Origin of the sequence: Congzhengia minquanensis (assembly GCF_014384785.1) — a bacterium.
GTDB lineage: Bacteria > Bacillota > Clostridia > UBA1381 > UBA9506 > Congzhengia > Congzhengia minquanensis.
Genome location: NZ_JACRSU010000005.1, coordinates 111,892 through 138,774, shown reverse-complemented (window position 1 = coordinate 138,774; position 26,883 = coordinate 111,892). Strand labels below are relative to the sequence as shown.

The window sequence follows — 26,883 nt, the reverse complement described above, 5'->3', positions numbered from 1 at the left end:
TTTTTCGGCTTGCGTGGTGTTGTAGGGAATAAGGGGAAATTCTAAAAATCTCCGTCCATTTTGCTTTGCGTGGTGTTGTAGGTAGTGAAAGGAAAATTTTCAAGATATGCCGGAATAGCGGGTAGCAAAGCCCTTTTGAAACGTCTTGTTAGCGGAAAGTACGGAAGCCGGGGAACGCCGGAGTTTTTCAGAGCAAGATTCTACCGCAGTACCAAAATTCGCTTATCGCTCATTTTGCCCCTGCGGGAATCTTGTTGGGGAGTGCCTTCCCCAAACCCTGCTTATGCGGCTTACGCCGCTGGAAAATCCCTCAAAATAATTTTTCGGATTTTTCAAAAACAGTTCCGCTTTACACCCTGTTTTTCTCCTATTAGTGAGAGGACACCACGCACAGCCGAAGGAGGTTTTACCATGCGAAAACGATATAACACGCCGCACCGCAGCCGGGTAGTCAAGACACGCATGACCGAGGAAGAATACGCCGAGTTTGCGGAAAGGCTTTCTGCTTACAACATGAGCCAAGCCGAGTTTATCCGGCAAGCCATAACCGGGGCAGCCATACGCCCCATCATAACCGTTTCCCCCGTCAATGACGAGTTGCTTGCCGCTGTCGGGAAGCTGACCGCCGAATACGGCAGGATCGGCGGCAACTTAAACCAGATAGCCCGGACGCTGAACGAGTGGCACAGCCCCTACCCGCAGCTTGCCGGGGAGGTACGGGCGGCGGTTTCCGACCTTGCTGCCCTAAAGTTTGAAGTCTTGCAGAAAGTGGGTGACGCTGTTGGCAACATTCAAACATATCAGCTCTAAAAATGCGGACTATGGCGCAGCGGAAGCCTATCTCACATTTGAGCATGACGAGTTTACCATGAAGCCCACCCTTGATGAAAACGGGCGGCTGATACCGAGGGAGGATTACCGCATTTCTTCCCTCAACTGTGGGGGCGAGGATTTCGCTGTTGCCTGTATGCGGGCTAATCTCCGCTATGAGAAAAACCAAAAACGGGAAGATGTGAAAAGCCACCACTATATCATCAGCTTTGACCCACGGGACGGGACAGACAACGGCTTGACCGTAGACCGGGCGCAGGAGCTGGGCGAGCAGTTCTGTAAAGAGCATTTCCCCGGACACCAAGCCTTAGTCTGCACCCACCCGGACGGGCATAACCACAGCGGCAATATCCATGTGCATATCGTCATCAACTCCCTGCGGATTTATGAAGTCCCGCTTCTGCCCTACATGGACAGACCAGCCGACACACGGGAGGGCTGCAAGCACCGCTGCACCAACGCCGCTATGGAATATTTCAAGAGTGAAGTCATGGAGATGTGCCACCGGGAGGGGCTTTACCAAATCGACCTCCTAAGCGGCAGCAAGGAACGGATAACCGAACGGGAATACTGGGCGGCAAAGAAAGGACAGCTTGCCCTTGATAAAGAGAACGCTGTCAGAGAAGCCGCAGGACAGCCGACCAAGCCCACCAAGTTTGAAACGGACAAGGCGAAGCTGCGCCGGACGATACGGCAGGCACTTTCCCAAGCTGGCAGCTTTGACGAATTTTCTTCCCTTTTGCTGCGGGAGGGTGTGACCGTCAAGGAGAGCCGGGGGCGGCTTTCCTACCTCACGCCGGACAGGACAAAGCCTATCACAGCCCGGAAGCTGGGGGACGATTTTGACAAGGCTGCTGTCCTTGTCCTGCTTACGCAGAACGCCCACAGAGCCGCCGAACAGAGCAAAGCCATACTCGAATACCCTGCCGCGGTTAAAAAGCTGTCACAAGGGGAAAAAACCACAAAAACCACCCCGGCAGACAACACCTTGCAGCGCATGGTTGACCGGGAAGCCAAGCGAGCCGAGGGCAAGGGCGTGGGCTATGACCGCTGGGCGGCAAAGCACAACCTAAAGCAAATGGCAGCTACCGTTACCGCCTATCAGCAGTACGGCTTTTCTTCCCCGGAGGAACTGGACGAAGCCTGTTCTGCCGCCTATACCGCCATGCGGGAAAGCCTTACAGAGCTGAAGCAGATGGAAAAGACGCTGAACGGGAAAAAGGAGCTGCAACGGCAGGTGCTTGCCTATTCCAAGACCCGCCCTGTCCGGGACGGGCTGAAACAGCAGAAAAACGCCAAAGCAAAAGCAGCCTACCGTCAGAAGTACGAAAGCGACTTTATCATAGCAGACGCAGCCGCCCGCTATTTCAGGGAAAACGGCATTTCCAAGCTGCCGAGCTATAAAGCCCTGCAAGCAGAGATTGAAACCCTTATCCAAGAGAAAAACAGCGGCTACAACGATTACCGGGCAAAACGGGAGGAATACCGCCGCTTACAGACTGTCAAGGGCAATATCGACCAGATTTTACACCGGGAGCGCAAGCCTGTGAAAAGGCAGGAACAGGAACGATAAAAACCGCCCCAAAATGTACCCGAACCTATACAGAACAAGGGGGCTGCCCCGTACCCTATCCGCAAATACCAAAGGATTTTTTAACGGGCTTATAGGGCAGAAAAAACCCGAAAATGATACCGAGATGATACAGAATTACCGCCGATACCGCCACACCAGCGGAAACGGCAGAAAGGAGCGCACCCATGCCAAGAATGAGCAAGAAACGGCGGCTGGAATGGTCTTTTTTCCTGCGGCAAGTGAAAGTCGGGAATTCCACCTGCGATCGTATCACATACAATGACCTCTGCCGGGGCTGTACCCATAGCTGCAAGCAGAGCTTCCGGGCGGTTATCATACTCTGCCCCCACTACTACTCCAAACGCCGGAAAAAGGAGGACAGGGACAATGGCAGATAACCGCAAGTATTACTACCTCAAGCTGAAAGAGAACTTTTTTGACAGCGACTCCATTGTGCTGCTGGAAGATATGAAAGACGGGATTTTATACTCCAATATCCTCTTGAAGCTGTACTTAAAATCGCTGAAAAACGGCGGGAAATTGCAGCTTGACGAGCATATCCCCTACACAGCGCAGATGATAGCGACACTGACCCGCCACCAGATAGGGACGGTTGAGAGGGCTTTAGAGATTTTCCGGCAGTTGGGGCTTGTGGAGCAGCTTGACAGCGGGGCTTTCTATATGACCGACATTGAGCTGATGATAGGACAGTCCTCTACCGAAGCCGAGCGGAAACGGGCTGCAAGACTGGAAAACAAGGCACTTTTACCGCCCCGGACAAAAGGCGGACATTTGTCCGACATTCGTCCACCAGAGATAGAGATAGAGTTAGAGAAAGAGATAGAGATAGAAAAAGAGAGAGAGGGAGAAACGGGACACCCCGCCCCCGCCGCTTATGGCAGATACAACAATGTGATACTGACCGATACAGAGCTTTCCGGGCTAAAAACAGAGTTGCCCGACAAGTGGGAGTATTATATTGACCGGCTTTCCTGCCATATCGCTTCCACCGGGAAACAGTACCACAGCCATGCAGCCACCATTTACAAGTGGGCGCAGGAGGACGCTGCCAAAGGCAAGGCTGCCCCGAAACAGGGCATACCCGATTATTCATGCAAGGAGGGCGAGAGCTTATGAAAAACGGAATTGAAGCTATGATTACGGACATTACAGCCACTACCGCCGAAGCGGAGGACTACACAGGCGAGGACGGGCTTTTATACTGCGGTAAGTGCCATACGCCCAAAGAAGCCTATTTTGCAGAGGGAAAGACTTGTTTCGGGCGTGACCGCCACCCGGCAGAGTGCGACTGCCAGCGGGCAGCCCGTGAAAAGCAGCAAGCCGCCGAAAGCCGACAGAAGCACCTTGAAAAAGTGGAGGACTTGAAACGCCGGGGCTTTACCGACCCTGCTATGCGGAACTGGACATTTGAGCATGACAACGGCAGAAACCCGCAGACCGAAACCGCCCGCTTTTATGTGGAGAGCTGGGAAACCATGCAGGCTGAAAATATCGGCTACCTGTTTTGGGGCGGCGTGGGGACGGGAAAAAGCTACCTTGCCGCCTGTATCGCCAACGCCCTTATGGAAAAAGAGGTTGCCGTCTGCATGACAAACTTTGCAACGATACTGGGTGACCTTGCCGCCAGCTTTGAGGGCAGGAACGAATATATTTCCCGCCTTTGCAGCTACCCTCTGCTGATACTTGATGATTTCGGTATGGAGCGAGGAACAGAATACGGGCTGGAACAGGTTTACAGCGTGATTGACAGCCGTTACCGAAGCGGCAAGCCGCTGATCGCCACGACCAACCTCACGCTGGAGGAATTGCAGCACCCGCAGGACACGCCCCACGCCCGTATCTATGACAGGCTGACTTCCATGTGCGCCCCCGTCCGCTTCACGGGCAGCAACTTCCGAAAGGAAACCGCACAGGAAAAGCTGGAACGCTTAAAGCAACTGATGAAGCAGCGAAAGGAGAGCCTATGACAGAAACGAAACAGACAAGCACCACCAAAACAGACCGCCGCCCGGACTGTGTGACGGAAATCCGCATGGGCAACTCCGTCCTTACCGTTTCCGGCTTCTTCAAGCAGGGCGCAACCGACACCGCAGCCGACAAGATGATGAAAGTGCTGGAAGCGGAAGCTGCTACACAAAAAACGGCGATTTGACCGACCATAAAGAAGCAGATTTGACGCTTTTGCCGCTATACAGACAGCCGCCCCATGTGGTACAATCAAGGTACGGAATAGTGGGGCTGGCTGTCGGAAACGGAGGATTTTATGTTAAGACAGACCAACCAACAACCAATTACCGCCCTTTACCCAAGACTATCCCATGAGGACGAGCTGCAAGGCGAAAGCAATTCCATTTCCAATCAGAAGCGTATCCTTGAAACCTATGCAAAGCAGAACGGCTTTTCCAATCTGCGCTGGTACACGGACGACGGTTATTCTGGTGCGAACTTTCAAAGACCCGGTTTTCAAGCCATGCTTGCGGACATTGAAGCCGGAAAAGTCGGGACAGTTATCGTAAAGGATATGTCGAGGTTAGGGCGAAACTACCTGCAAGTGGGAATGTACACGGAAATGATTTTCCCACAGAAAGGTGTCCGCTTCATCGCTATCAATGACGGAGTGGACAGCGCACAGGGCGACAATGACTTTGCCCCGCTGCGGAATATCTTTAACGAATGGCTGGTGAGAGATACGAGCAAGAAAATCAAAGCAGTAAAACGCTCAAAAGGCATGAATGGCAAGCCCATCACAAGCAAGCCTGTGTATGGCTACCTCATGGACGAGGATGAAAATTTCATTATTGACGAGGAAGCTGCACCCGTAGTCAAGCAGATATACAACCTCTGTCTTGCCGGGAATGGTCCGACCAAGATAGCCCGTATGCTCACAGAGCAGCAAATCCCCACGCCGGGAACGCTTGAATACCGCAGGACGGGCAGCACCCGCCGCTACCACCCCGGCTATGAGTGCAAGTGGGCGACCAATACCGTAGTGCATATCCTTGAAAACCGGGAATACACAGGCTGTCTGGTAAATTTCAAGACAGAAAAACTTTCTTACAAAGTCAAGCACAGTGTAGAAAATCCCCCGGAAAAGCAAGTGATTTTCGAGAACCACCACGAGCCTATCATAGACACCCAAACATGGGAACGGGTGCAGGAGCTTCGCAAACAGCGCAAACGCCCAAACCGCTATGATGAAGTGGGTTTGTTCTCCGGCATACTGTTCTGTGCGGACTGCGGCAGCGTGATGTATCAGCAGCGATACCAGACGGACAAGCGCAAGCAGGACTGTTATATCTGCGGCAACTACAAGAAACGCACCCATGACTGTACGGCGCACTTTATCCGCACCGACCTCTTGACCGCTGGTGTACTCTCCAATCTGCGGAAAGTGACCAGCTATGCGGCAAAGCATGAAGCCCGGTTTATGAAACTCTTGATTGAGCAGAACGAGGACGGGGGCAAACGCAGGAACGCCGCCAAGAAAAAGGAACTGGAAGCCTCCGAGAAACGCATAGCCGAGTTATCCGCTATCTTCAAGCGGCTGTATGAGGACAGCGTGACCGGGCGCATATCAGACGAGCGTTTCACAGAGCTGTCGGCAGACTATGAAGCAGAGCAACGGGAGCTGAAAGAAAGAGCCGCTGCTATTCAAGCGGAGCTTTCCAAAGCACAGGAAGCCACCGTGAACGCAGAAAAGTTTATGAATGTTGTCCGGCGGCATACCAGCTTTGAAGAACTTACCCCTACTCTGCTGCGGGAGTTTGTAGAGAAAATCGTTGTGCATGAGTGCAGCTATGACGAGAACAAGACCCGCAGACAGGACATTGAGATTTATTATTCTTTTGTTGGCAAGGTGGACTTGCCCGAATAACCGCCCGACCTATCCGACACAATGCGCAAGTGCCGGATAGGAACGGCAAAATTTTTTACACTTCTATTACTTCTTTATCGCACATCAGTAAATACTGCGGTTATGAAACTGTTTTTGTGGAGAGGAAAAGACCTAACATCCATGCAGCCACTTTGCAGAGAGCAGGAAGTTGTTGTAAATCCCTTTGCCGGAAAGGACAAAATCAACATTGTCTACTTCGGCGGTTCCATCACCGAGGGCGTAGGCGCCAGCGAGCGGGAGGAAACGTGTTACCGTGCCCTCGTAGGAAAATATTTTAAAGAAGCCTATCCGGATATTGAAGTAAACAATGTGCATCAGGGCGTTGGCGGAACCGGTTCCGATTACGGACTGATACGCTTAAGCCGTGATGTTATCAGCTATTCGCCGGACCTGGTGTTCATTGAATTCGCAGTGAATGACAACGGCAGGGACAGCAGACTGGAAATGGAAAGCATTGTAAGGACGCTGGGCAGCCTTGAGAAAGCACCCTATATCGTCTATTTATACACCACCCGGAGCAGCTTTGCCGATGTAAAACCCTACCATGTGCAGGTAGGGGATTACTACAGTATCCCCCAGATTGACTTACAGCAGGAACTGAAAGAACAAATTGCGGCAACAGGAAATCCCGTTTCCTATTATCTTCCGGACAGCGTTCACCCGTCGGATGCAGGCCACGCGGTTTATGCAAATAAAATCATTTCGTGCATGGAGTCCGGAATGTATTATAAAAAGCCCCATGTTACGGAAAACAAATTGGTGGCGGCCAGCGGTGAAACCAAAATTAATGCTGTTGCCGCAAAAGATGCGCACCTTACCGGCACATGGAGCACGGCAACCGGCAACTTTAACCGTCCCTGCATTCTGTCCGGCCAGGCGGGGGATATGGCAGAGTTCACTTTTACAGGGAACTTCTTTGGCTTAGAAAGCGGTTTAAACGATGACGGCGGTAAATATGAGGTCTATGTGGACGGAGAACTGTTCCATCAAGACCACTGCTATTATGCAAACATTCATTATAACCACTGCAGGTTTGGCTGCGCTTCTTTCACTCTCGAAAACACAGAACATACCGTTACGGTAAAAGTCCTTGGTGAAAAGGGGAACGACGCGGCAAGCGGCACAAAGGTTTGCCTGTTTCATTTGTTCTATGGTGAGATCAAGCGATAATTGTAAAGTCCCGCGCCTCATTTTGATTGGCGCGGGACTTTTTTTATTTTTTTACCAACCCATCTTTCGTCAGTTCATATACCGAGGTGCAAACCTCGCGGATAAACTTTCTGTCGTGGGAGACGCTGATAATTGCCCCGCGGAAGGCTTTTAAAATATCCCGAATGACGGGGTTTGACAGGGGAGAAAAGTTTCGTGTGGGCTCGTCTAAAATTAAAACGTTATTTTCGTCTAAAATCATTTTCAGAAAATAAAGCTTTGCCTTTTGCCCGCCGGAAAGCTCAGATGTGGCGTGGCTCATTTCGTCTGCCGTGAACTTCACACTGCCAAGAAACGTCCGCACCTTTGTGATTTCGTTTTTGTCCCCGGTTTTGCACAAAAATGCAACGGGAGTGAGGGAGCCGCAAAGCAACTCGTCATAGTTTTGGGGCATATAGGCGGCCTGAATGTCGGTGCGTTCTAAAAGCTCACCTGCTATTATTTTCAGCAGCGTAGTTTTTCCCGCGCCGTTTTTTCCGGTAATACAAATCTTTTCGTTTCCTGAAACAAACAGACGAATATTTTTTGCAAGCACTGCTTTTTCCGCCGTCAGCTCGTTTAACGAAAAATCTAAAACGGTTTTTCCGCCCGGCACAAAGGCCTGCTCGCTGAAGCTTGCCATAATTGCCTCCTCCGACTCAGGAAGCTTTGTTCTGTTTTCATACTCCTTTGAAAAGCGGTGTTCCAACGATTTTACCGCTTTCATTTTCTTTTTTAAAAGCCTGCCGCCGTGGGGGTCGCCGCGGGATATTGCGTTTTGCTGATGCTCCACCTTAGACTGGATTTTTAAAAACCGCTCCTGCTGTTTTTCATAGTCGCTTTGTTCTTTTTTTGCCACCTGCTCCTGATGAGAAAACTTTGCCGTTCGCTCCTCAATATACTGTGCGTAGGACGTTTTTGCAACAGTCCAGCGAGACACGGTTTTCCTCCGGATTTGCTCAATATGAATGACTGCGTTTGCCGTCCTCTCAATGAGCGTTTCGTCGTGCGACACAAACAGAACCGGGATTTTGCTTTCTAAAATGAACTGCTCCAGCCATGCCAGCGTATCCATGTCAATGTCGTTGGAGGGTTCGTCCAGCAGTAAAACGTCCGGCTTTAAAATAAGAATTTTCGCCAGCTGAAGCTTTACCGTTTCACCGCCGGAAAGGGTGTTAATTTTCTGGTCTGAATAGAAGAACGCAGGCTTTAAGCCCAGCAAAAAGGCGATGTCTGCTAATTCCTTAGGCGTTTGGTCAAAAAACGCCGGCAGGGAGCACAGATATTCATACACCGTTTTCCTGCTTTCCTCTGTCTCCAGTTCCTGGGCCAGATAGCCCAGCACCAGATTATTTTTGATAATTTCTCCCGAAAATTCTGCATAATCGGATACCAGACGTTCGTCGTAAATCAGCTTTAACAGCGTTGATTTCCCGTTTCCCTCCTCACCGATAATTACAGCTTTATCCCCCTGGTTTAAGGTAAACGCAAATCCGTTTACGATCTCCCGCAGGTCTTTTTTATGGGTAATGGTAAGATTTTTTATCTGCAGCATTGTCAATCCTCCTTTAACAAAAAATCTGCTTTCGGCATTGCCGAAAGCAGATAAATGCACAGATAAAAAGCCCCTTTTGGGCAAGGCGCAGGCATAATCCAATCTTTCGGCAACAAACATAAGCTTTGCCCTTTTGCAAAGCCCTTGTCACATAGAAAAATTAGATTAGTTCTGCATTGTTTCACCCATTTCTGTTTTTGATAGTTTCATTATACAAGATAACCCTTTGGTTGTCAATATGAAAACGCAAATTCTGCCTGAAACATAAAGCCGGTTTGCGGAGGAAGTACGAAGTCGATGAGATAAACCGTAGCACTGCCGCCGCCTCCGTGCTCAAGATGCCGCTGTGTTGTAACTGTTGGCGTGCCGGTTTCAGCAGTGATTCGCAAATTCCCGATTTGAACCGTGTTTTCCGTTATTTCCGGCTTGATCCTCGAAACAAACCGTTCCGTAACGGGAACAGGGCGGTAAAACGAAAATTCGTCGTTCAGCGTAACCGCGTTTTCTGAAAAACCAAAGCGTCGTTTTATGTGTTTGATTGCGTCTGTTTGATAGGCGTGTGTCAAATCAATGCAAATTCCATTTTCCGTTTTGCAAAGCGCGGCGAAAAATTCTGCGCCTTCCCGCTGGGCTTCGCCGCCTATAATGGGAACGCCGTGACCCAGTGAAGAGTTGCACAAAATGGAATACCGGGTATCGGGCTCAAAATATTGCCGGGTATATTCCCCGCAGCCCAAGTCGCAAACAAGCTGGCCGCTTTCGTCTGCAAGAATAAAGCTGCCCAGGTCGTTGTGGTTGTGGGGCTCGTCGTTGGTGCCGCCTTTTGCGGCAAAGGCATAAGTTTTGTTTCGCATTGTGAACCAGGCAGAGTCGGCAAATAAACACGACCCTGCGCTTTCGCCTGAAATCAATTTTTTGTTGTAAAACAGGAACGAAAAAGAAAACGCTCCCCATCTGCCGCAGGTGTCTAAAATGCTGTGATTTACTTTTTTCGGAATGATAAAATCGTCGCCGAATTCCGCTTTTAAAAAGTGTGTCAGCCCCAGAATATAGCTGCTGTTATCCGAGCCGTCTGCAAAGCTTACCGTCACGCTGCCCTTTAAAAACATCTGTTGCTGAAATTTTGCAATGGTTTTTACCTGCGGAAGCGCAAGCAAATTATCTGTTCCGTCAGAAAATGTCCGCAGGTGGGCGGCATAGTAGCAGAAATATCCAAACCCATAGTTCCAGTAACCAAGCCCTTCGCGGCACACCCCGTCGGACTTGTAGCTGGAAAGAAACGTCTTCATGGCCCCGTCAATCCGCGGCTTAACCGCGTAAAAAAGCTCCGGCCGCTCATACAGGAACGTAATGCCTACGCTGCCGGCGCACACCGCCGCCCAGTTGTTTGGAAACGACTCCCACCAATACCGGCCGGCATAAAAGGACTTTATAATCCGCCGGTCAAGCTCAAAGGTAATGCGGCTAACCATTAGCGGAGAAAGCCGGCCGGAGAACATGGATTTCATTTCACTTAGGCAATAACCCGTTTCCGCTGCGAACAGGTCAATAAACTCCGGCACATAGCTGTTTCTGTCTGGAACGTGGGCAGGCAGTGCCCAGGAATATTCGTCCAAAACCGCCCAAATGGTGTTTTCTAACTGTTTAAAATATGGTTCATTGTCAGGATAGATTTTGCACAGCACCGCCAAAATGTCCAGCCGTCTGCGGCGCAGGAAATACCCTTCTTCATACTCTTTTCTGCTGCCCGTTTCAAAAAAAATGCAGTAGTCTGAATAGGTTAAAAGCGAAAGCTCGCCGGTGCAGTTTTTTTTATATAACGCAGTCAGTTCCTCCCGCAAAAACTGATAGTCGTCACACTCCCGCACCTTTTTCCAAAATTCGTTGTTATTTAAGTTTGAAAATTCCATTTCTCACCGCTCCTCTTGAATAATTTAAAAAAAATATATCACAAATTCTAAAAAAAGTAAATAAAATACTTGACAAATCATAGAATATCATATATAATAACAATTGAACAAATGAGCAAGTGTTGAGGTGATAAAAATGGAAAATGAAAAGGAACTGGAAAATCAAGACTTTATGCACGCGCACAACGACACGGTGGAAAAGGTGAAAAACAACATGCCGGAGGAGGAGCTGCTCTACGATTTGGCGGAGCTTTACAAGGTTTTTGGCGACACCACCAGAATTAAAATATTATATGTGCTGTTCGAGTCGGAAATGTGCGTGTTCGACATAGCACAGCTTTTAAACATGAGCATGTCGGCCATTTCGCACCAGCTTCGGGTGCTGAAAACCTCCAGCCTGGTGAAATATCGGCGGGACGGCAAAACGGTGTTTTATTCCCTGGCCGACGACCACGTGAGAACCATTATTGGAATGGGTATGGAGCATATTGAAGAATAAAAAAAGTGAAAGGGTGGTAATTGTGAAAAAAACATTTCTTTTAGAGGATTTAGACTGCGCGCACTGCGCGGCAAAAATTGAAGACGCTGTGTCTAAAATTGACGGGGTGGAAAAAGCCACAGTCAATTTTTTAAAGTCTAACATAACGGTGGAGGCGCCCGAGGAAGCGTTTTCTGTCATTATGAAAAAAGCGGCGAAAGCGGTTTCTAAAATTGAGCCCGACTGCACCATCAAGGGCGTTTAAATGGAAAGGAGAGGTTGCAGCGCATGACGAAAAAACAAAAACGTCTATTGGGCAAAATAATTATAGCATTAGCACTGTTCATTCCCTCGCTGTTCGTTCAAAACGTACCGGTTAAATTTGCGCTCACTGCGCTGGCCTTTTTCGTTTGCGGCGGCGAGGTTGTGCTGCGGGCGGCAAAGAACATTGCCCGCGGCAATATGCTTGACGAAAACTTTTTAATGTCCATTGCAACCATTGGCGCGTTCTGCATCGGCGAATTTTCTGAGGGCGCCGCGGTTATCATGTTCTACCAGGTGGGAGAGCTTTTTCAAAGCCTTGCAGTTTCCAAAAGCCGCAAGTCTATTTCCGATTTAATGGACATTTGCCCTGAGCATGCAAATGTGCTGCGGGAGGGCGAATTTGTCAGTGTTGACCCGTCGGAGGTTTTGGTCGGAGATATGATTTTAATAAAGCCGGGCGAAAAAATCCCTGTGGATTGCTGTGTGATTGAGGGCCAATCTGACATCGACACCAGGGCCATTACAGGCGAAACGGCCCTGGCCCCGGCTGGGGAGGGCGACAAACTCATCAGCGGCAGTGTAAACTTAAACGGCGTTTTAAAGGCCCGCGCCCTGTGTGAGTTTCAAAACTCGGCGGTTTCCAAGATTTTAGAGCTGGTGGAAGCAACCAGTGAACGGAAGAGCCAATATGAAAGCTTCATTCACCGGTTTGCAGTTATCTATACCCCTGTGGTTGTGGCCTGCGCCGTGCTTTTAGCAATTGTGCCGCCGGTACTTGGCGGCGGCTTCACCATGTGGCTTGCGCGCGCGCTCACCTTTTTGGTGGTATCTTGTCCCTGCGCACTGGTTATCTCTGTGCCGCTGTCCTTTTTCGGCGGACTGGGCCGTGCATCCTCCATGGGGATATTAATTAAGGGCTCAAACTATCTGGAAGCATTAAAAAAATGCCGTGCCATTGTGTTTGACAAAACCGGTACCCTTACGTCCGGCGGTTTTTTTGTCACCGAAGTGAACCCTGAGGTCACCCAAAAGGAGGCGTTGTTAAAAATTGCGGCATCTGCCGAAAGCTTTTCAAACCACCCGGTGTCTGCCGCTGTGAAAGAGGCCTATGCAGGTGAACTTTTGCAGGCAGAGGACGTGGCAGAACTGGCGGGCAGGGGCGTTTCGGCTAAAATCAACGGCAAACAGGTTTTAGCCGGAAACAAAAAGTTAATGGAAGAATATAAAATTGAATATAAAGAAAGCAGCGCTGTGGGAACGGTAATTTACGTTGCTCAAGACGGGCAGTTCTTAGGCAGCATTGCGGTTGCAGACAAAGTGAAGGACAACGCAAAAGAACTGATTCAGCGGTTAAACGACTTAGGAATTCACAAAACGGTAATGCTTACCGGCGACCGGGAAAACGCCGCAAAAGCCGCAGCAGAAGAAATTGGCATTTCAGAATATCATGCTGAGCTATTACCCCAGGATAAAGTTGCCTTGATGAGCAAAATAATATCGGAAACAAACGGCAAGGTGATTTTTGTAGGCGACGGCATTAACGACGCGCCGGTGCTGGCCATGGCAGATGTTGCCATCTCCATGGGGGCACTGGGGTCAGACGCCGCCATAGAAGCCTCAGACATTGTTTTAACCGACGATAATTTAATGAAAATTCCCGCCGCCATAAAGCTTGCGGGCAAAACGGTGGCAATTGTAAAACAAAATGTGGTACTGGCAATCGGCGTAAAATTTGCGGTATTAATTTTAAGCGCTTTTGGATTTGCCAACATGTGGGCAGCGGTATTTGCAGATGTGGGCGTGGCGGTAATCGCCATTTTAAACGCCATGCGGATTATGAATAAACGGCTTACAAAGCTTTAAGGAAAAGCGGGGAGCAGAATCCCCGCTTTTTTTATAACTTGTCGAATTTTTAACAATTTTTGTTTCAAAATAAAGAAACAGAAAAAGTGAAAAAGTTTGGCTTTTTTATTTGATTTTTGCATAGGATTATGGTATGATGAAAAAGGAATTTAGCAATGATACATGAAAGCTGCGGAAAGGAAGTAACGGAATGAAGCAATTAACCTTTTCGGGCGGAATCCATCCGGCTGGCAACAAGTCTGGAACAGAAAGAATGCCGCTGATGGAGCTTAAGCCGCCCGAACTTTTATATTTCCCGCTGGGGCAGCACATTGGCGCGCCCCTGACGCCAACCGTTAAGGTGGGGGACACGGTTTTGAGAATGCAGAAGATAGCAGACACGAAAAGCTACATGTCTGCGCCGCTCCACGCGTCGGTTTCCGGCCGCGTGAAGGACATTGGCCTTTACTTAAACCACACCAACACCAAGGTGCCCACAATTGTGATTGAAAACGACGGGCAGGATACCCCGGCGGAGCCGTTAACGAACAAAAACCCCGACAATATGTCGCCGGAAGAAATGCGGCGCATAATTCGCGAGGCGGGCATTGTGGGCATGGGCGGCGCAGGATTTCCCACCCATGTGAAGCTATCCCCTCCGCCGGATAAAAAAATTACACATCTCATTGTAAACGGGGCGGAGTGCGAACCCTATTTAACGTCGGACAGGCGTGTTATGCTGGAAATGCCGGACGACGTAATGGGCGGTTTAAAATACCTTATGCGCCTGCTTGATTTAAACGAGTGTTTTATCGGAATTGAGGACAATGCAAAAGACGCCATTGCAAAGATGCGCGAAAAGGCAGGCGCAACGCCTGGTGTAAACGTGTTAGAGCTGAAACAAAAATATCCCCAGGGCTCAGAAAAGCAAATTATCAACGCCGTCACCGGAAAAGAAGTTCCCATGGGCGCTCTGCCTATGGATGTGGGCTGTATTGTCATCAACATCGGAACGGTGGCGGAAATCTACCGCGCGTTAAGCCAGGGGATTGCCCTGCACAGGCGGATTGTTACGGTGGCGGGAGATGCGGTGAAAACCCCGTCTAACATTTATGCAAGAATCGGAACACCGTTCCGCAGGCTGACAGACGCGGCAGGCGGATTTATAAAAGACCCGCACAAAATTATTATGGGCGGCCCCATGATGGGCATTGCCAGCGCATCGCTGGACGTTCCTGTGGTGAAAGGTACCTCCGGCCTGTTGGTGTTCTCAGAGCGCCAGGCACACATAGACAAGGAGAGCGCGTGCATTCGCTGCGGTAGGTGCGTTGCGGCCTGTCCTATGCGGCTCATGCCCACCACGCTGGACTTATACAGCCGGAAAAACGATTTAGATGCTTTAATTCAATATAATATTATGAACTGCATGGAATGCGGAAGCTGCACCTATGTCTGTCCGTCAAAACGGTATCTGGTACAGTCGATCCGAATGGGAAAGCAGAGAATAACCGCCCGCAGGGCAAAAGAAAAGGCAAAGGAGGCAGAAAAAAATGGATCACTTTAAAACGGTGTCATCGTCGCCGCATATCCGTTCCAACGTAACAACGGCCTCCATCATGCGTGATGTTTGCATTGCGCTCCTTCCTGCGCTGGTCTGTTCTGTCATTTACTTCGGCGTCCGTGCTGCTTTTATAACGGCGCTGTCAGTCATTTTCTGCGTGGGCTTTGAGTTTTTGTGGCAGAAAATTACAAAAAAGGAAGTTACCATTTCTGACGGAACTGCGGTGGTAACGGGAATGCTTTTGGCGTTTAACCTGCCGGTTGCTGTTCCCTGGTGGATTCCGCTCATTGGCGCATTTGTGGCAATTATCATTGCAAAACAGTTTTTTGGCGGCGTGGGCAACAACTTTATTAACCCTGCCTTAGCAGGACGTGCGTTTCTTTTGGCCTCCTGGCCGGTGCTGATGACAAAATGGGCCGCGCCGTTTTCCACAGGGTTCAATGTTGCCGACGTGGTGAGTTCGGCAACCCCGCTGGCAATTTTAAAAAGCCCGGCGGCAGGCACGCTGCCCCCGGTTTCCGATTTGTTTATCGGAAATATCGGCGGCTGTATCGGCGAAACCTCAGCCATTGCACTGCTTTTGGGCGGGGCATATCTGGTGTTTCGGAATGTTATCAGTCTTAGAATTCCTGTTACATATATTTTAACCGTGGCGGTTTTAACCTTTGTGTTCCCCAGCCAGGGCCTATCTAATATCAACAGCATGCTATACAACATTTTGGGCGGCGGTTTAATGCTGGGCGCAATTTTCATGGCGACAGACTATGTAACCTCCCCGATAACAAAAAACGGGCAGCTCATTATGGGGCTGGGCTGTGGAATTTTGACCTTTGTAATCCGGCGGTTCGGCGGCTATCCCGAGGGTGTGAGTTATTCAATTCTTTTAATGAACGTGGCAACCCCGCTGATTGACAGGTGGACGCAGCCAAAAACATACGGCGCACGAACGGAAAGGAGACGGTGAGGCATGCAGAAAAACGAAAATCCCGTTGTCCTTTCGGCGGTGCTTTTGGTTATCTCCTTAGTGGTGGCACTGCTGCTGGCATTTACAAATTCAGTTACAAAGGACAAAATAAAAGAAAACACCATAAAAGAACAAAACGCGGCAAAGCAGGAGGTATTGCCCGCAGCCGCGGAATTTAACGAAACGGAATTCACAGATGACACAGGGCTGGTAAAAGCTGTTTTCGCGGGAAAAGATTCCGGCGGCAGCCCGGTTGGCTGGTGCGTAAACGTCACCCCTTCCGGATACGGCGGCGAGCTGGACATTATGGTGGGCATTTTAAACGATGGCACCGTTTCCGGCATGAAAGTGGTCTCCCATTCTGAAACGGCAGGCCTGGGCGCAAAAGCGGCGGAAAGCGGATTTTCTTCTCAGTTTACAGGTAAAAAAACCGACGAACCGCTGTCTGTTATTAAAAACGGTACGCCAAAGAATAACGAAATTGTGGCGATTTCCGGCGCAACCATTACCAGCAACGCGGTGAAAAACGGTGTGAACGCGGCGGTTGATGCTGTGAGAAAATTGAACGGGGGTGTGTGACATGGGCAACATAAAAGAGCTGACCAAAGGGCTTTTAAAAGAAAACCCAATTTTTGTCCAGTTTTTAGGAATGTGCGCCACCCTGGCCGTTACCACCAGCGTAATCAACGGCATTGGCATGGGCCTTTCCACCACGGTGGTTTTGGTTGCATCTAACATCATCATATCTTTGCTGCGAAACTTCATTCCCAACAAAGTCCGCATTGCGGCATACATTATCGTCATTGCCGGCTGCGTAACGGCGGTGGAAATGGCGCTGAATGCGTTTGCACCGGCAATTTCAAAATCATTGGGCATTTTCATTCCACTCATTGTGGTAAACTGCATCATTTTGGGCCGGGCCGAAGCATTTGCCTCGAAAAACAGCGTGGGTAAATCCGCTTTGGACGGAATTGGAATGGGCTTAGGCTTTACGCTGGCGCTGGTCATTTTAAGCTCCTTCCGCGAAATTTTGGGCAACGGCACATTTTTTGGAATCCATCTGTTCGGCGAGGGATTTCAGCCGGCAACCATTATGATTTTGCCGCCGGGGGCGTTTCTTATGCTGGGTGTGATTTTAGCGGTGATTCATCTCATTTCAAACAAGAATAAAGAAGGGGGCGGCAAATAAATGGAACTGTTAACAAAGCTGGTGCTCCTTTCCCTTACAACAATTTTGGCAAACAACTATGTTTTGGTAAAGTTTTTAGGCATTTGCCCGTTTCTGGGTGTTTCAAAAAAGGTTGGAACCGCTGTGGGCATGAGTGTTGCCGTAACCTTTGTTATGACAGTGGCCTCTGCCGCAACCTATTTCATTCAAAAGTTGTTGGTGCATTTTCAAATTGAGTATATGCAGACCGTGGCGTTTATTTTAGTAATCGCCGTGCTGGTGCAGGTGGTTGAAATGGCAATCCAGCGGTTTTCACCGGCGCTTTACAGCGCATTGGGAATCTATCTTCCCTTAATCACCACCAACTGCGCAGTTTTGGGCGTTGCGCTCTTAAACGTGCAGGAGGGCTACGACTTTGTGTACACCTTAGTTTACAGCTTTTCAGCGGGACTTTCGTTCATGCTTGCAATTGTGTTGTTTGCAGGCGTGCGCGAACGGTTAGAAACGGCAGATATTCCAAAGCCTCTGCAAGGATTTCCCATTGCGCTTGTCACAGCAGGCCTGATTGCAATGGCATTTTTAGGATTTTCTGGCATGAGCTTTTAAGGGAGGGGTTAATATTGGGAGCAATGATTCAACCGATTTTAATACTTGGCATTATGGGCGCGGCGTTCGGCATTTTGCTGGGTGTGGCCGCAAAAGCCTTTAAAGTGGAAAAAGACGAACGAGTGGAAAAGGTGTCTGACCTTTTGGCCGGCGCAAACTGCGGCGGCTGCGGCTATGCCGGCTGCGGGGCCTTTGCCGAGGCGCTGTGCGCAGGCAGAGCAAATTTAAGCGACTGCCCCAGCACGAAGGCAGAGAGCAAAGACCGCATTGCCGCCATTTTAGGCGTTTCCACTGGGGCGGAGGACCCGAAAGTGGCCATGGTTATGTGCAGCGGAAACTGCAACAGCGCGGTTTTGCACTGCGAATATGAAGGTATAACAGACTGCATTGCCGCATCCCGCTACGGCGGGGGAGACAAGGCCTGCAGCTTTGGCTGCATTGGCTACGGCAGCTGTGCAGATGTGTGTCAGTTCGACGCCATTCATGTGGTGGACAATGTTGCGGTGGTAGACAGGGCGAAATGCACGGCCTGCGGCATGTGTGTGGACATCTGTCCCCAGCACGTGATTGAGCTTGTGGAGTTAAAACAGCGGACGTTTGTAAAATGTAAGTCGCACGACAAGGGAGCGAGCCTGAAAAACATCTGCTCGGCAGGCTGTTTGGGCTGCCGCATTTGTGAAAAGAGCTGCCCGAAGAACGCAATTAAGGTTACGGATAACGTGGCCCGCATTGATTATGACCTTTGCGTGAACTGCGGAATTTGCGCAAGCAAATGTCCTAGAAAAATTATTGATTTTACCAGGCCGGACGGTGTAAAGCCCTATGTAAAGGAAGAAGCTTAATCTGCGGCGTGAAAACGAACGTTTTCACGCCGCTTTTTTATTTGTCTAATTGACGGGAAAATTATCATAATATTGTGAAAAACTAACAAAAAATAAAATCATTTCATGTGAACACTTGACAAAAATTCCCTAAGTGATATAATAACGATGAGGGAATATCAAATTATAAAATAAAGGGGAGAGTAAAAAATGAAGAGAACATTAAAAGTCATTGCATTGCTGTTAAGCCTTGCAATGGTGCTATCGGTTTGTGGCATGCTGACAGTTTTTGCCGAAGGCGAATATACGGTTAAAACAGGCACAAACAACATGATTCGGATTGAGAATGCCGCGGAACACCTTGAGGCTGCAGCCGGTGTTGCCCGCACCTATGAATTCAATGTGCCGGCAGACGGCGAGTATTATGTTATTTTGGGCAAGGCGCTGAAAGCAGACGCAGAAGGCAAATATGACAAGGGAATTCCTTTGTCCCTTAAATTTTATCAGGATGCAGAGCCAGACGGGCAGGTACTTGATTACACGCTGAGCGACGGCGTTGAAGAGCATGTTAACTGTCCGGTAGAACGTGTTGGCAACAACATTGCTATGAGCGTTGCTTTAACAGAAGGAATTTGGAAATTAGATTTAACAGCTGAAACAGAAACAAACTTTTATTATATTGAGCTGCGCGATACGCGCCTTCAAATCGCAGAGGAAAAGAATGTAATTTCTCCGTTCGATTTTAACGGCGGGAACTTAGACCCTATGCATGTAAACGAGCAGGTTGCGTTCGGTTATAAACAAACACCGCCGCCGGAAGAATATACGCTGGTGGGAAATTATTTAGACGACAGCATATTCGACCAGTCCACAACGGACAGTTATAGAAAATACAGGTTCATTCATATCAAAAACGGCTGCGACGCGCAGTATGAGCTGGATGTGAAAACAGCAGGATATTATCAGATTTCTGCTTTTCTAAATTTATGGACTAAAACATATCCTACAACCACAACGCTAACGGTTAATGTAGACGGGAAAACGGTTTCCGACCTTTCTTACATCAAAGAATCCAACGAAACGCCGGATAAGCTCATTCCGTCAAGAACCATTTATCTCTCGGAAGGCAGTCATACCCTGCAGCTTGCAAACAATTCCAGCTGCGGCGCATATGTTTATTACATAACGGCGGAGCAGGTTGACCCTAATAAGGTGGTTAAGGTCGACGATAACCTCACCAGAATTGAATTTGCTAAAAATGACAACGGTGCAACGCTAAACAGCACCGACGGCCTTTCTGTAACCAAGACTTTGGACTTAATTGGCGGCACCTATGCAGTATTTGTAAAAAAACCGGTTGAATTTTATGGCTCGGAATGTGTTTATGATGTAACGTTCAGCCAGAGCAGTGTAGAAGCATCTCATGTCAGTGTTGCGGCGGCAACCAACACCGACAGCAAAAATAAGGGTTTTTCTTATGAGAGGGTTGGCGATGCCAAAGGCACTATCTTTGCCGTTCCGGACGGCAGCGTAGAGTTCACGCTGGCAGTTTCAAAGGACTGTGATGTGGAATACATCGATATCCGCCGTTTGGATTTGCCTCTTACCGGAGGCAAGCAGGCAATTGCTGTTGCAGACTTTTCATATGTAAACGCGCTGACAGATGCCCACTGCTCACAGCAGTTCGGTACAGGCAAACCCGAGCATGTTTTATTGGACTATCCGGTAATCGGCGACTATTTCTCAAGTAAAATTACACCTGCACAGAAATATTTTCCGATTCACTTATCTCAGGGGGCAACCGTAGGCTACACAGTTGACGTTGCACAGACCGGCTGGTATCAATTCGGCGTTTTAATTAACACCTATAAATCTAACGGTATGCTGGCGCTTTATGCTGACGATAACTTGGTTGATTCGGTTACCTACGCATACACTATCGATCCCCAGCCGAACTTGGCATACACATACAATGCGGTTTACCTCACGGAAGGAAGGCACACAATTAAGCTTGCCGGCACAGTGGGAGGAATTTACCTCTATCGCTTTACGACCGAAAAATTGGAGGGCGACCCGGTATATGAATTTTCCGGCGGCTCGGCAACAGTGATGCAGTCGGGCATGAACTCAGAAGCGAGCATGGAGGGGGAATTCCGCGTTTTAAACGCAGGCGACACCGTGTCCTTTAAACTGAACAATTCCTATACAGACCCCCAAGGCAAAAATGAATATGAATTAAAGCTGGCCGTAGACACTTCAGCTGTATCTGACGCGGCTTTAGACATTAAAATTGGTGAAACACTTTACGAAAACATTTTAATAGGCGGAAAAAATGGAGAGGTAAGCGGTGGAACTATTGTTTTGCCTGAAGGTGAAAGTGAAATTGTAATTACCTCGAAATCAGAAGGAATAAAATTTAAATCGTTTAGTGTGGTTGAAACGGTTATCACGTCAAACGAAAATGGAAATACCATGCTTTCATTCCTTCGTGCGTCGACCATTTCCGAGGGCGTAACGCCCGATGCGGCAGGCAGCGCATCTTTTACAGCAGAACAGTTTGTGGAATTTGACGTAAACGTTGTGGCAGACGGAACTTATATGGTCCGCATGAAAGCAAAATCTCCCCAGACGGGATTCACGGTTTATGTTGACGACGTCGACTACACAGATAGCCAATATTTAAACACGGAAGATAAATCGTGTGTAAACAATTCAAAAAATAACGTGATGTTAAAGAATGCTGCAACCAATATCAGTCTGACAAAAGGGATGCATAAGATTAAAATTGTTTTCCATGATGTAGACAGCGAAGCCGTTACGCATAAGGTAGATGAAATTTATTTAAGACGCTTGGACAAAACGGTCAGCAGCACGGCACCGATTCAGCTTGGCACATGGGATTATAAAACAATTAACATTCCGCCTTACTGGAGCCTGCCTGCACAGGTGGGTCAGGGTTCTACCTATAAGGGAGACGAATTGTATAATAACATTGTGTTTATGGGTGAGGTTGCAGTAACTTATGAGTTTAATGTTGCAGAAAGCGGATTTTATAAAATTTCCAATTTTGGATGCGGCCCAGACGGGGCAACCCAGATGAGCAGCTATTCCATTGACGGAGGCATTAAAACCAGCGAAACAGAATTTGCATACATTGGAGAAGGCGGAGACAAAATTGTAGAAAACATATATCTTGACTACGCATTTTTAACAGAGGGAATGCACACGTTAACAATCTATGCATCTGCTCCTTCTGCTCAAGCAGTCCGCATGAATATGACAAAAATTACATGGGTATCGGATATTTCCGAAGTGCGGTACGACAGGGATAACAGAATCGTTTCCTTTGCATCGTCGCAGCTGGACTTAACGGCAGACGCAACTCTTTACATTGCGGCGTATAACGGAAGCCAACTGGTTGGCATCAACATGGTTGATGTAAAAGCCGGAACAAAGGCAATTAAGCTTTCTGCAATGGTGAAATCAGCGCCGAATAAGGTTAAGGTTTTTGCATTTGATGCAAACTTAAAACCGCTTTTAGCGGCACTTGAAGCTTCCGGAGAAGATATTATTCAATAAAAAACTTACGTTTTATAAAAAAGGGGCGGCAACATGCCGCCCCTTTTTTTGTGTGTGAATAAAATATTAATGCGTTTCAATGACCACGTCACTTTCATAAAAGCTATATCCGCGAATTTGTGCTTTTGGCGCGTCGTCCACAATGTAGTTGACAACATAAACTTCGCCGTCGTCAAACTGCACCCAGCCTGTGTACCCCAAGTCGGAAACACTGCTTCTGTCATAATCTAACGGCATAATTCGAACAGACTGCTGGCTGCGTTCCGTGTTCTTAGCGCTTTCTTCATCCAAAAAGGCGGCAAATACGTTTTGTGTCCAGGCGCCCAGCCAACCCTTTCCTCCCTGCAAAAACCGATGGGTGATCATGATATTGCCGCTCTTTAAGAACCCGGCGGTTGGGCGGTGGCAGCCGGGAATGGGCACGTTAAACACGCCTTCCCAGGTTTCACCGCTGTCGTGGGAAATAGATTTCATGCAGTCGTAGCCAAGAAAGGAATTTTCACGCATAAAGGCCACCAGCGTTCCGTCGTGACACTCAATAATAGACACCTCGCACAAGTGGTATCTGGGGTCGGACGCGACCGTAACAGGCTTCGACCATGTTTTTCCGTCGTCGTCGCTATAAATTAAAAACTGTTCCAGCTTTTCTGTTTTTCTGCTTTTAAACTGACCCCCTAAGATTAACCGGCCCGACTTCAATTGAAGAAGTCTGTCCGGCACAATTGCGCAAAAGGGAATAATCTCAGGCTCGCCCCAATCGGTGCCCTCTGTGTCGCTGCGCCAGATATAAATTTCTGAAGCCCGGTTTTCTTCCTGCAAAATCCGGTCGCAGACAATGGCCAGACTGCCGTCGTTGAGTTTTGAAATCCGCGCACAATTAAAGAAGTGGTCTTTTGGTGTAAATGCAGTCAGTGGTTTTTTGGCAGACCAGGTTCTTCCCCGGTCACAGCTTTCGGTTAACACCAAACGGGAGTTTTCCCGGTCGCCGTGGTGCGTACATTCCGTAAACACACAAATTAGCTTGCCTCCGTTGGTTAAAATCACATCCGGCCATGCCTCGTAGACAGAATCATCCCGGCTTACCGTAAATTTTTGTATCGGCATCAACAAAACCTCCTTTTTGCCCTTCATTATACCAAAATAAAAACAAAAAACTTTGCTTAGATTGCCAATTATTTTGTTCAAATTGCGAAAGAAGCCGCACTAAATTATTTAGCGCGGCTTCTTGTTTCAATCTTATTTTAAATAGGATTTTAAAGGTACGTTTGTTTCAGAAAGCAGCATTGCAACGGCCTCCGACACGAATTTTGCACCGTCGATATTCACATGGGTACGGTCAGGTGTGTTTTCAATATAGTCCCATTTACCCTGGGGAATTGTTTTGCCGGTTTCCTCTTCAATCCGGTGAAATGCTGTTTCAGAGAGGTAATAATAGTCAAAGGTTTGTGTGGTTTTCGTTTCGGAATATTTACCGTCTTCATAAATCCAGAGGTTGGTTAAATAGGTGTTTAAATCAAGGAACGTAACGCCGCAGGCCGCCGCAGTTTCGCGCATTGCTGCAGACCGTTCTATCAGCGCCGCCGCAGACCATTCTTTGCATTCAGGAATGGTGGAGACTAAAATCGGCGTTGCGCCTTTCGCCTTAACTGCTTCGCAATATTCTGTCAGGTTTGCCTTATACTGCTCAATGGTAGTGCCTTTTCCGGTTTCAGAAATGTTGTAAAAATCGTTTAAGCCGAAGTTGATGAACACAAAATCACCCTTGTTCAGCGCGTTTTCTATAGGAGTCCAGAAACCGTTGGTTTTAAAGGTTTTTGAGCTGGTGCCGCCAACGGCCTTGTTAATCACATTTATATTTTCGTTAAATTCCTCGCCGAAATAATAGCCCCAGCCCTGCTGCGGGAAGCTGTCGGCGCCGTATCCCACACAAACGGAGTCACCCATGAGAAAAACGTTGATTTTTTTATATTTTACCGTGGTAATTTCCTTTGCAGAAATCACTGGCTTCATTGACGCAATGGAGTCCCACACAAAGACCTTGGCGCTGTCCGGCGCCTGGGCAGATTTAATTTCAATTGAAACATTATTTGCATTTAAAATCGCTTTTTCAGCAAGGCCTGTGAGCTTTCCGTCCTTATAAATTGCGGCAATGGCCGTTCCTGAAACCGCTTCGTCAAAGCTTGCATTGACGATTGTTGATTGGGCATCAATGATCATATTTTCTTGACTGCTTTTGGTGAAGGAAATAGCATACAGCCGCACGGTGCCGTCTTTATACGTTCTCTTGTTGCGGTAAATTTTAATGGTATGCAGCCCTTCTGTTAAGAACATGGGTTCTGTGCTTTTAGCCTCTGCCACGGAATTTTCCGGCGTGCCGACTGCGTAGAAAGGATATACGTCATCCACCGTAAACTCAATTTCAGCGGTGTTGTTGCTGTTCGTAAAATATGCCGCAAAGTCGTAATATCCGGATTCCTCCGCGTTGACAAGGTAGGTGTACGTGCCGTTGTCATGAGCAATTACGTTTCTTAGGTCTTTGTATATTCCCCTGGCATAGGACTGAATTTTCTCCGAGTTGCTCTGCCAATACTGTGTGGGGAAGAACCACGCGGCACCTACGTTTGTGTAAGACTGAAAATCCCATGCGGGAATCACGGTTTCATATGCAATATCATTTTTCAGAACTGCATCAGCCCGCCGCAGTTCAAAGGAGGCGAAGGACACATAGCTGTTCGCAGTAATTTGGAACGTGTGTTCGCCCGGCGCAAAGTGAACAAGTCCCTGGGTCAGCTTTTTGTTCATCTGGTTCTGTGCTGTCTGGACGTTGTGCGCAACCGTCGTATCCTGATACATTACGTTGGTTACGTCTTCGCCGTCTGCATAAACTGTAAATGAAGTTTGCGGCATGGTGGCGTTTGTGTAAAGGGTGTAATAGCCCTCGTCTGCAATTTGGAATGTCAGACGAAAGCTTCCCCCGCCGGAAAGCGCGTAATTGCCGGTCTTCGGCTCAATGGCAGACCACCCCTCGAATTTTCCGCATTTTAAGGGAACCGGTGTTACAATAGCGCCTGCCTGGATTTGAATGGTTTCTCCCGTGTTTTCCCCCAGAACAGTATCGGAATGGGAGATGAGCTCCATCGCCTTAAACTGAAAGCCGTCTGTTTTCGAAGTTATGGTTAAGGTGTGCACGCCGGCAGACAGCGTTTCGTTTGTAAACAGTTTGCCCGGGCCGGTAAGCGTTACGTCCTGCGGTGCATTTTCGTCTATCTGATAAGACAAATCTGCCGGGGCGGACACATTCAAATGGGACATATAAAGGTCAATTGCCTCTGCCCCCGTCACTTTAAAGGATGCAGTTACCGACTCGCCGCTGTCTATGGAAACGATTCCGTTTTCGACTGTGGCTGTTTGTGTAGAAAAGTCACTGTATTGTATTGATTTTGGAAGTGTTTCCGCATTCACAATGATGGGTTCATCCGTGCCTTCAATAAGAATGTCATGAATATACAGGCCGCCTGTGGGAGTGAAGTTTAGAGTGTGTTCTCCTTCTGTGAGATGGACTACGCCCAAATCGTTCCATTTTTCTTCACCGGAATTGCTTCCCTTTATAATTGTTAACGTTTCTGTAGGGGAAGTGTAAAGCATGTTCCCGTCAAGATTCGTTTTAAAATATACATTTTTTTGTCCTGCATCAGAACCTGACCAAACAAAGGCTGTTGCCCGCGCCTGCAGCTTATAGTTTTGCGCTTTCGTTACATTGAATTTATAGGTCACAGTTTGTCCGCTGTCCACATGGATCTGACGGGTGTTTACCGCATCGGGATAGCTGTTGTAATATGCATATCCCTCCGACAGCGGTTTTCCGCCTTTCAGTTCGCCATTTACATGGTTTGATGCTGTGACAGAAGCGTAGTCATTATAGTCGACGGGGTTTATTCCCTGTTTTGTGCCGTCAATTTCAATGTCGGTGCCCCGCAAATCAAAAAACGTAACGGTTGTGGCGCTTGCCGCCGTTAACGAAACCGTGCAGAGGCCTTTGTAAAGATACACGCTGGAGGATCTTTTTTTCGCCGATGCCCCAACGCGAATATAGTTATATGTATAGCTTGCGGCATTCTCGTCTGTTGCGCCGACTGAAACGGAATAATCCGCCTCTTGGCCGGTAAGTGTGCCGCTTTGGGTAAAGATGGCAGAAAACGCATTTGGATTTGCATCGCCCCGGTTTAAAAATATGGCATAGCTGCCGCTTTCCGGCACGGTAAACGACAGTGTTTTTGGCGTTTCGGCTTCAAGCGTTTGATTTCCTGCCGTGAGGTCAACCCGTAGAAAGGTTTTTGAAATAAGGGTTTCGGTTGTTTCGCCCTCTGCAAAGGAAATCATTGCAGAACAGCTTGTGATGATTACAAACACCGATAAAAGTGTTGTCAGCAGTCTTTTTGTGGTTTTCAAATCTCTCTCCTCCTTAATTTTTGTATTTTTATTATAGCACAATTTAAAATAATTGCATAGATTTATTTGTAGTATTTTGAGCGGTTTGGCTAATATGCATAAATTTATTAGTAATATTTTGTTTATATTGACAGCTGAAAAAAAACATGGTACAATAGAGTCAATAAAATATTTACCG

At 48.2% G+C, this 26,883-nt stretch carries 23 protein-coding genes; 18 read left to right on the top strand and 5 right to left on the bottom strand.

Annotated elements, in window-relative coordinates; translation table 11 throughout:
- Nucleotides 1–411: 411 nt before the first annotated feature.
- Nucleotides 412–810, top strand: a complete 399-nt coding sequence (locus H8698_RS12180) for a plasmid mobilization protein (RefSeq protein ID WP_002569238.1) — start codon at nt 412–414, stop codon at nt 808–810.
- Complete coding sequence (locus H8698_RS12175; protein ID WP_002569237.1) at nt 782–2,404, top strand: relaxase/mobilization nuclease domain-containing protein; 1,623 nt, start codon at nt 782–784, stop codon at nt 2,402–2,404. The genes H8698_RS12180 and H8698_RS12175 overlap by 29 nt, the downstream gene beginning before the upstream one ends.
- A 55-nt stretch (nt 2,405–2,459) precedes the next feature.
- Here the strand turns inward: H8698_RS12175 and H8698_RS12170 are convergent, their stop codons facing one another.
- Nucleotides 2,460–2,678 (bottom strand): hypothetical protein, encoded by a 219-nt coding sequence (locus H8698_RS12170; protein WP_178085375.1) that lies wholly within the window; start codon nt 2,676–2,678, stop codon nt 2,460–2,462.
- Between H8698_RS12170 and H8698_RS12165 the strand changes: the two genes are divergently transcribed.
- From H8698_RS12165 to H8698_RS12140, 6 genes are all read left to right on the top strand, one after another.
- Nucleotides 2,590–2,802, top strand: a complete 213-nt coding sequence (locus H8698_RS12165; RefSeq protein WP_002569236.1) for a hypothetical protein — start codon at nt 2,590–2,592, stop codon at nt 2,800–2,802. The two genes, H8698_RS12170 and H8698_RS12165, sit on opposite strands and share 89 nt — an antisense overlap.
- Nucleotides 2,792–3,541 (top strand): phage replisome organizer N-terminal domain-containing protein, encoded by a 750-nt coding sequence (locus H8698_RS12160; RefSeq protein ID WP_002569235.1) that lies wholly within the window; start codon nt 2,792–2,794, stop codon nt 3,539–3,541. The genes H8698_RS12165 and H8698_RS12160 overlap by 11 nt, the downstream gene beginning before the upstream one ends.
- The gene (locus tag H8698_RS12155) at nt 3,538–4,392 is read left to right on the top strand and encodes an ATP-binding protein (RefSeq protein ID WP_002569234.1); all 855 of its coding nucleotides are present in this window, start codon (nt 3,538–3,540) and stop codon (nt 4,390–4,392) included. The genes H8698_RS12160 and H8698_RS12155 overlap by 4 nt, the downstream gene beginning before the upstream one ends.
- Nucleotides 4,389–4,577: a transposon-encoded TnpW family protein gene (locus H8698_RS12150; RefSeq protein ID WP_002569233.1), complete on the top strand. Its 189-nt coding sequence runs from the start codon at nt 4,389–4,391 to the stop codon at nt 4,575–4,577. Before H8698_RS12155 ends, H8698_RS12150 begins: the two co-directional genes overlap by 4 nt.
- 111 nt (nt 4,578–4,688) lie before the next feature.
- Nucleotides 4,689–6,299 (top strand): recombinase family protein, encoded by a 1,611-nt coding sequence (locus tag H8698_RS12145; protein WP_002569232.1) that lies wholly within the window; start codon nt 4,689–4,691, stop codon nt 6,297–6,299.
- A 102-nt stretch (nt 6,300–6,401) separates the two neighbouring features.
- Nucleotides 6,402–7,490, top strand: a complete 1,089-nt coding sequence (locus H8698_RS12140) for an SGNH/GDSL hydrolase family protein (RefSeq protein ID WP_249313780.1) — start codon at nt 6,402–6,404, stop codon at nt 7,488–7,490.
- A 43-nt stretch (nt 7,491–7,533) separates the two neighbouring features.
- On the opposite strand, the gene H8698_RS12135 is transcribed toward H8698_RS12140, so the two are convergent.
- Complete coding sequence (locus H8698_RS12135) at nt 7,534–9,063, bottom strand: ATP-binding cassette domain-containing protein (protein WP_249313744.1); 1,530 nt, start codon at nt 9,061–9,063, stop codon at nt 7,534–7,536.
- 233 nt (nt 9,064–9,296) lie between these two features.
- Complete coding sequence (locus tag H8698_RS12130) at nt 9,297–10,973, bottom strand: heparinase II/III family protein (protein WP_249313743.1); 1,677 nt, start codon at nt 10,971–10,973, stop codon at nt 9,297–9,299.
- Nucleotides 10,974–11,145: 172 nt separating this feature from the next.
- Here H8698_RS12130 and H8698_RS12125 point away from each other — a divergent pair, with 172 nt between their 5' ends.
- The 10 genes from H8698_RS12125 to H8698_RS12080 all read left to right on the top strand — a co-directional run bounded on the left by H8698_RS12125 (nt 11,146) and on the right by H8698_RS12080 (nt 22,256).
- The gene (locus H8698_RS12125) at nt 11,146–11,472 is read left to right on the top strand and encodes an ArsR/SmtB family transcription factor (protein WP_249313779.1); all 327 of its coding nucleotides are present in this window, start codon (nt 11,146–11,148) and stop codon (nt 11,470–11,472) included.
- Between the two features lie 22 nt (nt 11,473–11,494).
- Nucleotides 11,495–11,716 (top strand): cation transporter, encoded by a 222-nt coding sequence (locus H8698_RS12120; protein WP_249313742.1) that lies wholly within the window; start codon nt 11,495–11,497, stop codon nt 11,714–11,716.
- A gap of 23 nt (nt 11,717–11,739) precedes the next feature.
- Nucleotides 11,740–13,578 (top strand): heavy metal translocating P-type ATPase, encoded by a 1,839-nt coding sequence (locus tag H8698_RS12115; RefSeq protein ID WP_249313741.1) that lies wholly within the window; start codon nt 11,740–11,742, stop codon nt 13,576–13,578.
- Nucleotides 13,579–13,768: 190 nt separating this feature from the next.
- A complete protein-coding gene (gene rsxC, locus H8698_RS12110; RefSeq protein ID WP_249313740.1) occupies nt 13,769–15,121 on the top strand; it encodes an electron transport complex subunit RsxC in 1,353 nt (450 codons plus the stop codon).
- Entirely contained in the window at nt 15,108–16,082 is a 975-nt protein-coding gene (locus H8698_RS12105; protein ID WP_177679784.1) for an RnfABCDGE type electron transport complex subunit D, read from the top strand. The genes rsxC and H8698_RS12105 overlap by 14 nt, the downstream gene beginning before the upstream one ends.
- Nucleotides 16,083–16,085: 3 nt before the next feature.
- On the top strand, nt 16,086–16,661 hold the full coding sequence (locus H8698_RS12100; protein ID WP_249313739.1) for an RnfABCDGE type electron transport complex subunit G: 576 nt from the start codon (nt 16,086–16,088) through the stop codon (nt 16,659–16,661).
- Nucleotide 16,662: 1 nt separating this feature from the next.
- The gene (gene rsxE / locus H8698_RS12095) at nt 16,663–17,271 is read left to right on the top strand and encodes an electron transport complex subunit RsxE (protein WP_249313738.1); all 609 of its coding nucleotides are present in this window, start codon (nt 16,663–16,665) and stop codon (nt 17,269–17,271) included.
- The gene (gene rsxA, locus H8698_RS12090; RefSeq protein WP_177679787.1) at nt 17,272–17,856 is read left to right on the top strand and encodes an electron transport complex subunit RsxA; all 585 of its coding nucleotides are present in this window, start codon (nt 17,272–17,274) and stop codon (nt 17,854–17,856) included.
- Nucleotides 17,857–17,879: 23 nt separating this feature from the next.
- Nucleotides 17,880–18,698 carry an RnfABCDGE type electron transport complex subunit B gene (locus H8698_RS12085; RefSeq protein WP_249313778.1) on the top strand — a complete coding sequence of 273 codons (819 nt, stop codon included), beginning with the start codon at nt 17,880–17,882 and terminating at the stop codon, nt 18,696–18,698.
- Between the two features lie 189 nt (nt 18,699–18,887).
- Complete coding sequence (locus tag H8698_RS12080) at nt 18,888–22,256, top strand: carbohydrate-binding protein (protein ID WP_249313737.1); 3,369 nt, start codon at nt 18,888–18,890, stop codon at nt 22,254–22,256.
- 66 nt (nt 22,257–22,322) lie between these two features.
- Here H8698_RS12080 and H8698_RS12075 read toward each other — a convergent pair whose 3' ends face one another.
- Together H8698_RS12075 and H8698_RS12070 are read right to left on the bottom strand one after the other, a co-directional pair.
- Nucleotides 22,323–23,360: a sialidase family protein gene (locus H8698_RS12075; RefSeq protein ID WP_249313736.1), complete on the bottom strand. Its 1,038-nt coding sequence runs from the start codon at nt 23,358–23,360 to the stop codon at nt 22,323–22,325.
- Nucleotides 23,361–23,492: 132 nt separating this feature from the next.
- Nucleotides 23,493–26,705 carry a GDSL-type esterase/lipase family protein gene (locus H8698_RS12070; protein ID WP_249313735.1) on the bottom strand — a complete coding sequence of 1,071 codons (3,213 nt, stop codon included), beginning with the start codon at nt 26,703–26,705 and terminating at the stop codon, nt 23,493–23,495.
- Nucleotides 26,706–26,883 lie beyond the last annotated feature (178 nt).

Coding starts and splice junctions, on each gene's coding strand:
- H8698_RS12085 (WP_249313778.1), top strand. CDS start 17,880: ATGATTCAACCGATTTTAATACTTGGCATTATGGGCGCGGCGTTCGGC.
- rsxC (WP_249313740.1), top strand. CDS start 13,769: ATGAAGCAATTAACCTTTTCGGGCGGAATCCATCCGGCTGGCAACAAG.
- H8698_RS12165 (WP_002569236.1), top strand. CDS start 2,590: ATGCCAAGAATGAGCAAGAAACGGCGGCTGGAATGGTCTTTTTTCCTG.
- H8698_RS12150 (WP_002569233.1), top strand. CDS start 4,389: ATGACAGAAACGAAACAGACAAGCACCACCAAAACAGACCGCCGCCCG.
- H8698_RS12135 (WP_249313744.1), bottom strand. CDS start 9,063: ATGCTGCAGATAAAAAATCTTACCATTACCCATAAAAAAGACCTGCGG.
- H8698_RS12125 (WP_249313779.1), top strand. CDS start 11,146: ATGCACGCGCACAACGACACGGTGGAAAAGGTGAAAAACAACATGCCG.
- H8698_RS12105 (WP_177679784.1), top strand. CDS start 15,108: ATGGATCACTTTAAAACGGTGTCATCGTCGCCGCATATCCGTTCCAAC.
- H8698_RS12155 (WP_002569234.1), top strand. CDS start 3,538: ATGAAAAACGGAATTGAAGCTATGATTACGGACATTACAGCCACTACC.
- rsxE (WP_249313738.1), top strand. CDS start 16,663: ATGGGCAACATAAAAGAGCTGACCAAAGGGCTTTTAAAAGAAAACCCA.
- H8698_RS12080 (WP_249313737.1), top strand. CDS start 18,888: ATGAAGAGAACATTAAAAGTCATTGCATTGCTGTTAAGCCTTGCAATG.
- H8698_RS12140 (WP_249313780.1), top strand. CDS start 6,402: ATGAAACTGTTTTTGTGGAGAGGAAAAGACCTAACATCCATGCAGCCA.
- H8698_RS12130 (WP_249313743.1), bottom strand. CDS start 10,973: ATGGAATTTTCAAACTTAAATAACAACGAATTTTGGAAAAAGGTGCGG.
- H8698_RS12100 (WP_249313739.1), top strand. CDS start 16,086: ATGCAGAAAAACGAAAATCCCGTTGTCCTTTCGGCGGTGCTTTTGGTT.
- rsxA (WP_177679787.1), top strand. CDS start 17,272: ATGGAACTGTTAACAAAGCTGGTGCTCCTTTCCCTTACAACAATTTTG.
- H8698_RS12160 (WP_002569235.1), top strand. CDS start 2,792: ATGGCAGATAACCGCAAGTATTACTACCTCAAGCTGAAAGAGAACTTT.
- H8698_RS12145 (WP_002569232.1), top strand. CDS start 4,689: ATGTTAAGACAGACCAACCAACAACCAATTACCGCCCTTTACCCAAGA.
- H8698_RS12180 (WP_002569238.1), top strand. CDS start 412: ATGCGAAAACGATATAACACGCCGCACCGCAGCCGGGTAGTCAAGACA.
- H8698_RS12115 (WP_249313741.1), top strand. CDS start 11,740: ATGACGAAAAAACAAAAACGTCTATTGGGCAAAATAATTATAGCATTA.
- H8698_RS12075 (WP_249313736.1), bottom strand. CDS start 23,360: ATGCCGATACAAAAATTTACGGTAAGCCGGGATGATTCTGTCTACGAG.